The organism is Thiobacillus sp., from assembly GCF_024708915.1.
In genome coordinates this window covers 1-12,255 of sequence record NZ_JANJXQ010000022.1, presented here as the reverse complement: position 1 = coordinate 12,255, position 12,255 = coordinate 1, and the positions used below count along the sequence as shown (strand labels likewise).

At 63.9% G+C, this 12,255-nt stretch carries 12 protein-coding genes and 1 pseudogene; 7 read left to right on the top strand and 6 right to left on the bottom strand.

All coding sequences use genetic code 11. The features are described from left to right. On the bottom strand, positions 1 to 1,946 hold a 1,946-nt coding region (locus Q0L94_RS01750; protein WP_296749498.1), incomplete at its 3' end, for a Clp protease N-terminal domain-containing protein. 70 nt (positions 1,947 to 2,016) lie between these two features. Here Q0L94_RS01750 and nadC point away from each other — a divergent pair. From nadC to Q0L94_RS01735, 3 genes are read left to right on the top strand one after another with little or no spacing between them, the layout of a single operon-like run. Continuing rightward, positions 2,017 to 2,862 (top strand): carboxylating nicotinate-nucleotide diphosphorylase, encoded by an 846-nt coding sequence (gene nadC, locus Q0L94_RS01745; protein ID WP_296749496.1) that lies wholly within the window; start codon positions 2,017 to 2,019, stop codon positions 2,860 to 2,862. Next, on the top strand, positions 2,855 to 3,337 hold the full coding sequence (locus tag Q0L94_RS01740; RefSeq protein ID WP_296749494.1) for a GNAT family N-acetyltransferase: 483 nt from the start codon (positions 2,855 to 2,857) through the stop codon (positions 3,335 to 3,337). Before nadC ends, Q0L94_RS01740 begins: the two co-directional genes overlap by 8 nt. Next, positions 3,325 to 4,176: a DNA ligase gene (locus Q0L94_RS01735; RefSeq protein WP_296749493.1), complete on the top strand. Its 852-nt coding sequence runs from the start codon at positions 3,325 to 3,327 to the stop codon at positions 4,174 to 4,176. The genes Q0L94_RS01740 and Q0L94_RS01735 overlap by 13 nt, the downstream gene beginning before the upstream one ends. On the opposite strand, the gene pgeF is transcribed toward Q0L94_RS01735, so the two are convergent. Together pgeF and rluD are read right to left on the bottom strand one after the other, a co-directional pair. After that, positions 4,160 to 4,900: a peptidoglycan editing factor PgeF gene (gene pgeF, locus Q0L94_RS01730; protein WP_296749491.1), complete on the bottom strand. Its 741-nt coding sequence runs from the start codon at positions 4,898 to 4,900 to the stop codon at positions 4,160 to 4,162. The two genes, Q0L94_RS01735 and pgeF, sit on opposite strands and share 17 nt — an antisense overlap. Next, positions 4,897 to 5,874, bottom strand: coding sequence for a 23S rRNA pseudouridine(1911/1915/1917) synthase RluD (gene rluD / locus Q0L94_RS01725; protein WP_296749489.1), 978 nt, complete (start codon positions 5,872 to 5,874; stop codon positions 4,897 to 4,899). The genes pgeF and rluD overlap by 4 nt, the downstream gene beginning before the upstream one ends. Here rluD and Q0L94_RS01720 point away from each other — a divergent pair. From Q0L94_RS01720 to Q0L94_RS01705, 4 genes are all read left to right on the top strand, one after another. Next, entirely contained in the window at positions 5,873 to 6,718 is an 846-nt protein-coding gene (locus Q0L94_RS01720; RefSeq protein ID WP_296749488.1) for an outer membrane protein assembly factor BamD, read from the top strand. The two genes, rluD and Q0L94_RS01720, sit on opposite strands and share 2 nt — an antisense overlap. Before the next feature lie 378 nt (positions 6,719 to 7,096). Then, positions 7,097 to 8,545: a UbiA family prenyltransferase gene (locus Q0L94_RS01715; RefSeq protein ID WP_296749486.1), complete on the top strand. Its 1,449-nt coding sequence runs from the start codon at positions 7,097 to 7,099 to the stop codon at positions 8,543 to 8,545. Beyond that, a complete protein-coding gene (locus Q0L94_RS01710) occupies positions 8,542 to 8,907 on the top strand; it encodes an EamA family transporter (protein ID WP_296749484.1) in 366 nt (121 codons plus the stop codon). Before Q0L94_RS01715 ends, Q0L94_RS01710 begins: the two co-directional genes overlap by 4 nt. Further along, positions 8,908 to 10,062: a hypothetical protein gene (locus Q0L94_RS01705; RefSeq protein ID WP_296749482.1), complete on the top strand. Its 1,155-nt coding sequence runs from the start codon at positions 8,908 to 8,910 to the stop codon at positions 10,060 to 10,062. 59 nt (positions 10,063 to 10,121) lie between these two features. Here Q0L94_RS01705 and Q0L94_RS01700 read toward each other — a convergent pair whose 3' ends face one another. The 3 genes and pseudogenes from Q0L94_RS01700 to Q0L94_RS01690 form a co-directional block, all read right to left on the bottom strand. Further along, complete coding sequence (locus tag Q0L94_RS01700) at positions 10,122 to 10,460, bottom strand: P-II family nitrogen regulator (protein WP_296749480.1); 339 nt, start codon at positions 10,458 to 10,460, stop codon at positions 10,122 to 10,124. Further along, positions 10,457 to 12,085: an NAD+ synthase gene (locus Q0L94_RS01695; protein WP_296749478.1), complete on the bottom strand. Its 1,629-nt coding sequence runs from the start codon at positions 12,083 to 12,085 to the stop codon at positions 10,457 to 10,459. The genes Q0L94_RS01700 and Q0L94_RS01695 overlap by 4 nt, the downstream gene beginning before the upstream one ends. After that, positions 12,082 to 12,255 (bottom strand): annotated as a pseudogene (locus Q0L94_RS01690) (succinate--CoA ligase subunit alpha); the annotation flags it as partial. The gene Q0L94_RS01695 and the pseudogene Q0L94_RS01690, both read right to left, overlap by 4 nt.

Sequence of the window (12,255 nt, the reverse complement as noted above, 5' to 3'; positions counted from 1 at the left end):
CCGATCAGGCGCGCGACCGAGTGCTTCTCCATGAATTCGCTCATGTCGATGCGCACCATGTGGTCTGCGGAATCGAACAGGTACTCGGCGAGCGTCTTGCACAGCTCGGTCTTGCCGACGCCGGTGGGGCCGAGGAACAGGAAGGAGCCGAGCGGCCGGTTGGGATCGCTCAAACCAGCGCGCGAGCGGCGGATGGCGTCGGAGACGACGCGCACGGCTTCGTCCTGCCCCACCACACGGCTGTGCAGCTTGTCTTCCATGTGCAGCAGCTTGTCGCGCTCGCCCTGCAGCATCTTGGAAACGGGAATGCCGGTGGCGCGCGAAACCACCTCGGCGATTTCCTCGGCGCCGACTTCGGTGCGCAGGAGCTTGAACGCGGGCTTGGTGTCGGCCGATTCGGCGTGCTTCAGTTGCGCTTCCAGTTGCGGCAGCTTGCCGTACTGGATCTCGGCGACCTTGTCGAGCAAACCCCGCCGCTGCAGGTCGACCATCTGGGCGCGCAGCTTGTCGATTTCTTCCTTGATGTGGGCACTGCCCTGCACCTGGGCTTTCTCGGACTTCCAGATTTCTTCCAGGTCTGCATATTCGCGGCCGAGTTTCTCGATTTCGTCTTCCAGCAGGCCCAGGCGCTTTTTCGAAGCCTCGTCGGTTTCCCGTTTCACCGCTTCGCGCTCAATCTTCAGCTGGATGATGCGGCGGTCGAGCTTGTCCATCACCTCCGGCTTGGAATCGATTTCCATCTTGATGCGCGCCGCCGCTTCGTCGATCAGGTCGATGGCTTTATCAGGCAGGAAGCGGTCGGTGATGTAGCGGTGCGAGAGTTCCGCGGCGGCGACGATCGCCGGGTCGGTGATGTCGACGCCGTGGTGCAGTTCGTAGCGCTCCTGCAGGCCGCGCAGGATGGCGATGGTCGACTCGACCGATGGCTCGTCGACCAGCACCTTCTGGAAGCGGCGCTCCAATGCCGCGTCCTTCTCGATGTACTTGCGGTATTCGTCGAGCGTGGTGGCGCCGATCAGATGCAGCTCACCCCGCGCCAGCGCGGGTTTGAGCATGTTGCCGGCGTCGATCGCGCCTTCGGCCTTGCCGGCGCCGACCAGGGTATGCAGCTCGTCGAGGAAAACGATGTAGCGGCCGGGGTCCATCGCCAGTTCTTTCAGCACCGCTTTCAGGCGTTCCTCGAATTCGCCGCGGTATTTCGCGCCAGCCAGCAAGGCAGCGAGGTCGAGCACCAGCACCTTCTTGCCCTTGAGCGTTTCGGGCACTTCGTCATTAATGATCCGCTGCGCCAACCCCTCCACAATTGCCGTCTTGCCGACGCCGGGCTCGCCGATCAGCACCGGGTTGTTCTTGGTGCGGCGCTGCAGGATCTGGATCGAACGGCGGATTTCGTCGTCGCGTCCGATCACCGGGTCGAGCTTGCCGTCGCGCGCACGCTGGGTGAGATCGAGGGTGTATTTGGTGAGCGCCTCGCGCTGGCCTTCGGCTTCCTGCGACTGCACGTTCTCGCCGCCGCGCACGGCCTGGATCGCCTGTTCCAGCGCGGCCTTCTGGGCGCCGTGCTGCTTCAGCAGGCGTCCAGTCTCGCCCTTGTCGTCGAGCGCCGCCAGCAGGAACAGCTCGGAGGCGATGAAGGCGTCGTTGCGCTTCATCGCCTCCTTGTCGGTGAGGTTCAAGAGGTTGTTGAGTTCACGCGAGATGCTCACCTCGCCGCCCTGGCCCTCCACCTTGGGCAGCCGCGTCAACGCCTGGGTCAGCGACGCCTTCAGGGCCGGCACCTGCACCCCGGCGCGCGACAGAATGGCCGCTGCGCCGCCGCCTTCCTGGTTCAGTAGCGCCAGCAGCAGGTGCTGCGCCTCGATGTAGGCATGGTCGCCGCCGACGGCCAGGCTTTGCGCGTCGGAAAACGCCTGTTGGAACTGGGTGGTGAGCTTGTCGAAACGCATAAGTGACCTCGTGCTTAAGGTATATTGAATGTCAGCTAAATGATGCCTTGCCGGGCGATTTCAACCCTTTATGTCTGAATTGAATGCAGAACAGGTTTTGTCCGATGTCGCGCGCGCGCTGGCCGAAGATGTCGGCAGCGGCGATCTTACCGCCCAGCTGATCCCCGCAGCGCAAACCGCCCGCGCCCGCGTCATCACCCGCGAGCCCGCCGTGATCGCCGGACGGCCGTGGTTCGACGCCTGTTTTCGCGCGCTCGATCCCGCCTGTATCCTCGACTGGCGGGTCGGCGAGGGCGACGCCGCCGCCGCCGGCAGCGTACTGGTGGACATCGGCGGCAATGCCCGCGCGCTGCTGACCGCCGAGCGCACGGCGCTGAATTTCCTGCAGGCGCTGTCGGCCGTGGCCACCGCCACCCGGCCCTACGTCGAGGCGGTGCGCGGCACCCATGCGGCCATCCTCGATACCCGCAAGACCCTGCCCGGCCTGCGCATCGCCGAAAAATATGCGGTGCGGGCCGGCGGCGGGCAGAACCAGCGCGTGGGTCTCTTCGACGGCATCCTGATCAAGGAAAACCACATCGCGGCGGCGGGCGGCATCGCGCAAGTGCTCGACGCCGCGTTCCGCCTGGCGGAAGACAAGGTCAGCGTGCAGATCGAGGTGGAAAACCTCGACGAGCTCGTGCAGGCCATCGCCGCCGGCGCGCCACTGATCCTGCTCGACAACTTCAGCCTGGCCGACCTGTGCCGCGCGGTGCAGCTCACCCAGGGCCGCGCCCTGCTCGAAGCGTCCGGCAACATCACCTTGGAGACGGTGCGCGCAGTGGCCGAAACCGGGGTCGACCGCATTTCCATCGGCGGCCTCACCAAGCACATCCGTGCGGTCGACCTGTCGATGCGCATCGACGCCGATGATTGAGCTTGTCCGTGCCCGCTACGACGACCCCGTACACGCATCCGCGCTGATCGACCTGCTCGACCATTACGCGCGCGAGCCGGCGGGCGGCGGCGCGCCGCTCAGCGATTTCGCCCGCCGCAAGCTGATCGGGGAACTCGCCGCGCGCCCCTTCATCTTCAGCGTGCTGGCATTCGACGGCGCCACGCCGGTCGGCCTCGTCAACGCCATCGAGGGTTTTTCCACCTTCGCCTGCGCCCCGCTGGTCAACGTCCACGATGTCGTCGTCCTGCAAAGTCATCGCGGCCGCGGCATAGCCGCGCAATTGTTCGCCGGGGTCGAGGCCATCGCTCGCGAGCGCGGCGCCTGCAAGCTGACCCTTGAGGTGCTCTCAGGCAACCGCGCGGCACGCGCGCTCTATGAAAAGCTGGGGTTCGACGACTACCGGCTCGATCCCGCCATGGGCCGCGCGCAGTTCATGCAGAAGTGGCTGGATTGAAACGCATCCTTTTCGCACTGTGGCTGGCGCTGGCCGCCCATCCGGCGTGGGCTGATACGCCGCCAGCCACCCCGGCCATGCTCCTGGCCGAGGTCTATGCCGCCGACGTCGATGTCAGCCAATATTGGGTGAGCGAGAAATTCGACGGCGTGCGCGCCCAGTGGGACGGCCGCACGTTGCGCTTTCGCGGCGGCGGCATCGTTCCAGCGCCGGCGTGGTTCACCGCCAGCTTCCCGACCGTTCCGCTGGACGGCGAACTGTGGATCGCGCGCGATCGGTTCGATGCGCTGTCGGGCACGGTGCGCAAGATCGAGCCGGTGGATGCCGAATGGCGGCAGGTGCGCTACCTGATATTCGAATTGCCCGGCGCGGCGGGCGATTTCAGCCAACGCGTCCGGCAAATGCGGGCAATTGTTGCCCAGGCCGGCGTGCCCTGGCTTGAGGCCGTCGAGCAGGTGCGGGTAGCCGACAAGGCCGAACTGATGCAGCGCCTGGATGCCGTTCTGCGCACAGGCGGCGAAGGCCTGATGCTGCACCGCGCCGACGCGGCCTATCAGACCGGCCGCAGCGACGCGCTGCTGAAGCTGAAGCCCTGGCAGGATGCCGAAGCCGTGGTCGTCGGCCACGTCCCCGGCAAGGGCAAATACCGGGGCATGACCGGCGCGCTGCAAATGGAAATGCCGGACGGTAAGCGCTTCAGGATCGGCAGCGGCCTCTCCGACGCGCTGCGCCGTCAGCCGCCGCCCATCGGCACGCGCATCACCTATCGCTATCAGCAGTTGACGAAAAACGGAGTGCCGCGTTTTCCGCGCTATCTGCGCGTCAGGGAAGACTTCTAACGGTTTGTTCCAGCCAGATCAGCGACGCCATCCGCCCGGTCACGCCATCGCGCCGGTACGAATAGAAGCTGTCCGCCTCGCTGAAGGTGCAGCGCCCGCCGCCGTGGATCGCCTGCACTCCCGCGTGGCCGAGGCGGATGCGCGCCAGCTGGTAGATGTCGGCCAGCCATTTGCCCGGTGCGTGCGGCACGAAGGCGGCGCCGGCTTCGGGGTGCCGGTTCACGAAGGCCTGCCGCACCTCGTCGCCGACTTCGAACGCCTGCGGGCCGATGGCAGCGCCCATCCAGGCGAGGATTTCGCCCGGCGGCGCCTGCATCGCGGCGACGGTGGCCTCCAGCACGCCGCCTGCCAGCCCGCGCCAGCCCGCGTGCGCGGCGGCGACAACGCTGCCGGCGCGGTCGCAGAACAGCACCGGCAGGCAGTCGGCGGTGAGCACGGCGCAGACCTGCCCGGTCTCGCGGGTGAACGACGCATCGGCTTCGGGATTCGGTTCACGCCCCACTTCGACCGCGTGCGCGCTGTGCACCTGCCTGAGCCAGCCCGGCTCGGCAGGCAGCCGTTCCCGCAGGCGCGACCGGTTGGCGGCAACGCGGGCCGGATCGTCGCCGACGTGATCGCCGAGATTGAGGCCGCCCCAGGGAGCCAGGCTGACGCCGCCCGCGCGGGTAGTCATCAGGCTCTTTACCCGCGCCGGCGCGGGCCAGTCGGGAACGATCGGCTTCACTTGCCCCAGTCGGTGTTGTCGCGCAGCGCTTGCAGCAGCGAGGCGAAATCGGGTGGCACAGGGCATTCCCACTGGATGTATTCCTGCGTGACCGGATGGATCAGGCCGAGCTTTTCGGCGTGCAGCGCCTGGCGCGGGAACGGGATCTTGAGGTGACTGCGGCGGCTGGCACTGTAGACCGATTCGCCGACCAGCGGATGGCCGATATGCTGCATGTGCACCCGGATCTGGTGGGTGCGACCGGTTTCCAGCTTGCAGCGCAGCAGCGTCACGCCGGGAAAGCGCTCGACCACGTCGTAATGGGTGACGGCTTCCTTGCCCATGCTGTGCACGGTGCGCTTGGTGCGGTTGTGCGGGTCGCGCGCCAGCGGCGCATCGACCGTACCGGCATGGTCGACCTCGCCGTACACCAGGGCGAGGTATTCGCGTTTGACGGTGCGCGCCTGCAGCTGGCGCACCAGGTCGGTGTGCGCGCGCAGGGTTTTGGCGACGACCAGCAGGCCGGAGGTGTCCTTGTCGAGCCGGTGCACGATACCGGCACGCGGCAGTTCGGCGACCTGCGGCACGTGATGCAGCAGCGCGTTGAGCAGCGTTCCCTGGCGATTGCCGCTGCCGGGATGGACCACCAGCCCGACCGGTTTGTCGATGACCATCAGCACCGGATCTTCGAACACCACGTTGAGCGGAATGGCCTCCGGCGCGTCGGGGGTGGCGTCCGGATCGGGCTCGATTTCGACCCGTACCGCCTCGCCGCCGCTGACCTTCATCCTGGTCGTGCCCCAGGCGTCGTCCACCGCGATCTTGCGCGCACGGATCCAGTTCTGGATGCGGTTGCGCGAAAATTCCGGCAGCAGGGCGGCCAGAGCCTGGTCCAGGCGCTGGCCGCCCTGCGCATCCGGGATCACCAGTTGGCGGATATCGCCTTGGCTATTTCCCTTATAATCGGTCGACGAAATTTCTGTGTCTTTTCCCATGCTTAAGCAACGTTCATCCGGTTTCACTACATTCAATCGGTCGCCTGGCCTCAAACCGGCGCTGGGCAGCGTACTGCTGGCCGCTGCGCTCACCCTGGGCGGCTGCGGCCTGCTGCCCGAGGTCAAGGATGAAACCGCGGGCTGGTCGGCGCAAAAGCTCTATGCCGAGGCGAAGGACAATCTCAACGAGGGCAACTACGAACGGTCGGTCAAGCTGTTCGAAACGCTGGAGTCGCGCTACCCGTTCGGCCGCTATGCGCAGCAGGCGCAGCTCGAAGTCGCCTACGCCTATTACAAGGACAACGAGCCGATTTCCGCCATTGCCGCGTGCGACCGCTTCATCAAGCTGCACCCCAATCACCCTAACGTCGATTACGCCTACTATCTGAAGGGCCTGGCGAATTTTAACGACGACCTCGGCCTGTTGGGCAACCTGGTCGACCAGGATATGAGCGAACGCGACCCCAAGGCCGCACGCGACGCATTCCTGTCGTTCAAGGAACTGACCACCCGCTTCCCCGACAGCAAGTACGCCGCCGATTCGACCGCCCGCATGAAGTACCTGGTCAACGCGCTGGCCGGCAACGAAGTCCACGTCGCCAAATACTATCTGAAACGCGAAGCCTGGGTGGCCGCAGCCAATCGTGCCAAGGAAGTGCTGAAAACCTATCCCGAAGCCCCCGCCCTGGAAGAAGCGCTGGCGATCATGGTGATTGCCTACGACAAGCTGAAACTGACCGACCTGCGCGACGATGCGCAGCGCGTGCTGACGCTGAATTTCCCCAACAGCAAGTACAGCAAGGGTGTCAGTACTGAGGGCAAGGCGTGGTACCGGTTCTGGTAAGGACTACTCACGCTGCAGTAAGCACCGTCTCCAGAATGTCAGCCTGGCCTGGCGACCGGGTAGCGTCTTTGCGGGAAGGGGGCCGGCCCTTCAAGTCGAAACCATCATCGCCTTGCAGCGGAATCCGCACCCAGTTCTCTAGATTCAACTGATGCTGCCGCTTTAGTGCTCCGGTGCGTTTGTAGCTGCGGTTGATGTGCTGGACGTAGCGCGGCCAAGGGCTTGCATCAGTTTGGCTATGCCGGATTCGGGTTCAGGCGTGACCAACAGGTGGGCATGTTTGGCCATGAAGATGTAGATAAAACAAACGCGCCGGAATACTCAGTCGCTATAATCGCCCGCACCCATACCAATAAAGCCTAAACCAAGGGAGGGCTGGTGATCACCGCAACGAACACGCCTTTGGTCGTCGACCTGGACGGCACGCTCACGCCGACCGACACGCTTGTCGAGTCGATCATCAAGCTGGTCAAGCAATCTCCGCTCAATCTGCTGCGTTTACCGATGTGGCTACTCAGGGGGCGCGCAGGATTCAAGGACGCCATTGCGGCACACGTCTCCATCGATGCAGGGCTCCTCCCCTACCGCGAGCCTCTGCTGGATTATCTGCGCCAGGAAAAATCCAGGGGACGGCCAATCTGGCTGGCCACTGCGGCGCACCGCTCGATCGCGGAGGACGTCGCCACGCATCTGAACCTGTTCGACCGTATCCTTGCCACGGAGGCCGGTCACAACCTGAAAGGGCAGGCGAAACTGCAGGCCATTCGGCAAAACGGCGGGGATGCGTTTGTATACGCCGGCGACAGTCGGGCCGATCTGCCGATCTGGCAGGCTGCACAGGCGGCTGTCCTGGTTGGCGTTTCCCCTGGCGTGGCTGAGCAGGTCAAACGCACCGTTCCGGTCGAACACGAGATTCACGACAAGCGTGCCGGCCCTGCCGTCCTGCTGAAGGCCTTGCGCGTTCACCAGTGGCTGAAGAATCTGTTGCTGTTCGTACCGCTTCTGACCGCCTTCTCTTTTCTGGAAATCGACAAGCTGGTGACGACGATTCTGGCGTTCCTGTCGTTTTCGTTTGCGGCTTCGGCCACCTACGTGGTCAACGATTTATGGGACCTGGATAACGACCGTGCCCATCCGCGCAAACGCCACCGGCCTTTCGCCAGTGCCAACCTGCCGATACTGCACGGGCTTGCCGTAGCGGGTGCCATCCTGGTTCTCGCCTTTGCCCTGGCCTTCGCCGTATCCCAGGGTTTCGTCCTGATGCTCCTCGCCTATCTGGTCCTCACCAGTTTGTACAGTTTGGTTTTGAAGGAATACGTGCTGATCGACGTACTCATGCTGTCGCTCCTCTACACCCTGCGCATACTGGCAGGCTCCGTCGCCATCGGCATCGCGACGAGTTCGTGGCTACTCGCCTTTTCGGTGTTCATATTCCTGAGTCTGGCGCTGGTGAAACGTTGCGCAGAACTGGTCTCGCTCGAACAAAGTGGTACGCAGTCGACACGCGGCCGGGATTACCGCGTCGGCGACCTGGTCGTGTTGTGGCCGCTGGGCGTTGGAGCGGCGCTGGCAGCCGTGGTGGTTTTCGGGCTGTTCATCAACGTTCCGGAAACCCAGGCGCGCTACGCCACACCGCATCTTCTGTGGTTCGTTGCCTTCGGTCTGATCTACTGGCTTGCCCGGCTCTGGATCAAGACTTCCCGGGGAGAGATGCACGACGATCCCGTCATCTACGCAATCAAGGATCGGGGTAGCCGCGTAACGGTCTTCGGCATGATTGCCGTCATGCTGATCGCCCATTTCCTGAAACTGGATATTGCTCTATGAAAACGATCTACATTGCCGTCATCAGCATCGCTCTGTCGGTGGCCGCCCAGTTTTCACTCAAGGCGGGCATGTCTGGCGACGGCATCCGCGAAACGCTATCGCAACCCTATTCCTACAAAACCCTGCTCGCGGTCATGACGAACCAGTTCATCCTGGGGGGGTTCCTGCTCTACGGTTTGGGGGCCCTGGTCTGGCTCGGTGTCCTGTCGAAATGGGATGTCAGCAAGGCCTATCCGCTTGTCGGACTGGGCTTCGTTTTCACCGTGGCCATCGGTTTCCTGATGGGCGAACAGATCGGCGCAGGCCGCGCGATCGGCGTCGCGTTGATTTGCGCCGGGGTCTACCTGGTGGGCCAAAGCTGAATGGGCGACTTCGCGTTCGCCCGCATCAGACTGCTTGTCGCCAGGGAAGCCATCGTTCTGATTCTATTCATGGCGATATCCGCCATGACGCTGAACGTCTTCATGCAAACCCGCTCGCTGGAGGAAGGCAGCCCGGCTTTCGGACTTTCGGCCATGCTGAACGGAACGGCCGAGAGGCCCTACGTATATCGGCAGCTCCTGCCCACGGTCGCCAATTTCGCGGCCGGCCTGGTTCCGGAAAAGGACCAGGATGCCTTCGTCAAATACCACCTCGATAAATACCATCTCAAGCAGCAATACTTCGGCCGCGCCAAACACGCCAACCCTGGCCCGGAATTCTGGACGCCCGACTATGCAATCAAATTCCACGTCGTCTACCTGATCGATTTCCTCAGCCTGCTTGGACTCGCCTATCTGCTCAGAATGCTCGTCGGCACAGTGGTGGCCGGATCGGAAGCCCCTATCCTGGCCGTAGCGGCGCCCATCATGTTCCTGCTTCTATTGCCGTTGAGCTTCCTGCACGGGAACTTCTTCTACGATTTTCCAGAGCTTTTTTTTCTGAGTGGATTGCTGCTGACTGCCCTCAAGGGCCGTTACTACTGGTGGATTCTGCTGCTGCCACTGGCGGTATCGAACAAGGAATCCAACATTCTCGTGCCGCTCCTGTACCTTCCCGTCCTCTATGCCGGCTTTCGGAACGCGGACAGACGCGGCAGGGCTGGACTTGCGCTCAGCCTCGCCATCGCAGGCGCGCTTTCGGCGGCCCTGTATCTCTACATCAAGTCGGGTTTCGCGGGGAATCCGGGGCAAACCACCATCTGGCAGCTCCAGGAAAATATTGCATTCTGGACGACACTGCAGAATTACTTTCTCTGGCACGATTTCTATGCACCGCTGATTCCGTTCCCGCGCGGACTGAACCTGTTGTTCGTGGCGGTTCTGCTGCTACTGGTGTCCATCTCATGGCGTAGTCTGATCAAGCCCATTCGATGGCTTTTCCTGACCTCACTCGCGATCAGTACGCCCTTGTGGCTTTTCTATTGCCACACCGACGAAATGCGGAACCTGTCGTTCACGTTCATTCCGCTTTTCCTGATCTGCACCGCCTCGTTGCAGAAAATCTTCCTGGCTTCCGCAAGCCTACCCCAGAGGTAGCTCAGTAACCGTCAACCTGACCGCCGCACCTTGCTGGTGGTGCGATAGGCAGCCCGATATCAGACCGCCGCTTCGCCCGACTCGCCGGTGCGTATCCGCACCACCTGCTCCACTGCCGTCACGAAAATCTTGCCGTCGCCGATCTTGCCGGTACGCGCGGCAGCGATGATCGCCTCCATCGCGCGATCCAGCAGGTTGTCGGCGACGACGATCTCGACCTTCACCTTGGGCAGAAAATCCACCACGTATTCGGCACCGCGATACAGTTCGGTGTGGCCTTTCTGGCGGCCAAAGCCCTTGACCTCGGTCACGGTCAGGCCGGTCACGCCGAGTTCGGACAGCGCTTCGCGGACTTCGTCGAGCTTGAATGGCTTGATGATGGCTTCGATTTTTTTCATGACAGCTCCCCTTCGGGTCGATATTTCGAGGTAATCGGATAGCGCCGGTCCTTGCCGAAATTGCGCGGGGTGATGCGCGGGCCGGGCGGCGCCTGACGGCGTTTGTATTCTGCGAGATCGACCATGCGGATGACTTTTTTCACCGTGGCGGCGTCGAATCCCTGCGCGACGATGTCGCGCGCCGCCAGATCGCGCTCGACGTAGGCCACCAGGATGGCATCCAGCGTGTCGTACGGCGGCAGGCTGTCCTGGTCGGTCTGGTCGGGGCGCAGTTCGGCCGACGGCGGGCGATCGACGATGCGCTGCGGAATGACCTGGAATCCAGCCGCCCCGGGCAGGCTGTTGCGGTAATTCGCCAGCCGGTACACCAGGGTTTTCGACACGTCTTTCAACACGGCGAAGCCGCCCGCCATGTCGCCATACAGGGTCGCGTAACCGGTCGCCATTTCGCTCTTGTTGCCGGTGGTCAGCACCAGCGAGCCGAATTTGTTGGACAGCGCCATCAGCAGCGTGCCGCGCGCCCGTGCCTGCAGATTTTCTTCGGTGGTGTCTGCTCCCCGTCCGGCAAACTCGCCGGCCAGCTGCGCCACGAAAGCGTCGAATATCGGCCCGATGGCAATTTCGGAATAGCGCACGCCGAGCCGCTGCACCATGTCGCGCGAATCCTCGACGCTGATGGAAGCGGTGTAATCCGACGGCATCATCACCGCATGCACCTGGCCCGCACCAAGGGCATCGGCCGCAATGGCCAGCGTCAGCGCCGAATCGATGCCGCCCGACAATCCCAGATGTACTCCCTTGAAGCCGTTCTTGCCGACGTAATCGCGCACCGCCAGCACCAGCGCGTCGTAGGCTGCCGCTTCCTCGGTCTGCAGGTCGTGCCGGGGGCCGCTGCAGCTGTTGCCCGCGATGTCCAGATAAAACAGCCCCTCGCGCCAGGCCGGGCACTGCACCACCACCTCGCCTCCGGCGTTCAACGCAAACGACGCGCCGTCGAACACCAGTTCGTCCTGCCCGCCCACCAGATTGGCGTAAATGATCGGCAAGCCGGCTTCGGCGAGGCGCGACTGCGCGATCGCATGGCGTTCGCGCTCCTTGTTGAGATGGAATGGCGAGGCGTTCGGCACCAGCAGCCAGTCGGCGCCGGCTTGCATCGCCCGCGTCGCCGGCCCCGGCTCCCAGATATCGCCGCAGATATTGAGGCCGAAATTCACCCCGCCGCAGCGAAACACGCAGGGCGCGTCGCCGCTGTCGAACACGCGCTGCTCGTCGAACACGGAATGATTCGGCAGGTGGTGCTTGCGGTACACCGCCTCGACCCGGCCGCCGCGCAGCAGCGCCGCCGCATTGAACAGGCCGTCGTCGGTGCGCTCGGGGTAGCCGACGATCAGCGCAAGTTCGCGCGGCGCCGCGTCCGCAATTTTCCCCAGCGCGGTCGCGCAGGCCTCGCAAAAATCGCGCCGCAGCACCAGGTCTTCCGCCGGGTAGCCGCAGATCGACATTTCCGGTGTAAGCAGCAAAGCGGCGCCTGCCGCATACGCCTCGCGCGCGGCGGCAAGCAGCCTGCCGGTGTTGCCCGCGATGTCGCCGACGGTGAGATTGATCTGCGCGATAGCGAGTTTCATCGAGCGCCGAGCGCCAGCTGCACGGCTTCGCCCAGGCCCGCCGGGCTCTGCGCCACGACGGCGCCCGCGGCTTCCAGCGCGCGGATTTTTGCATCCGCCGTGCCGCTGCCGCCGGCAATGATCGCACCGGCGTGGCCCATGCGCTTGCCCTTGGGGGCGGTGCGGCCGGC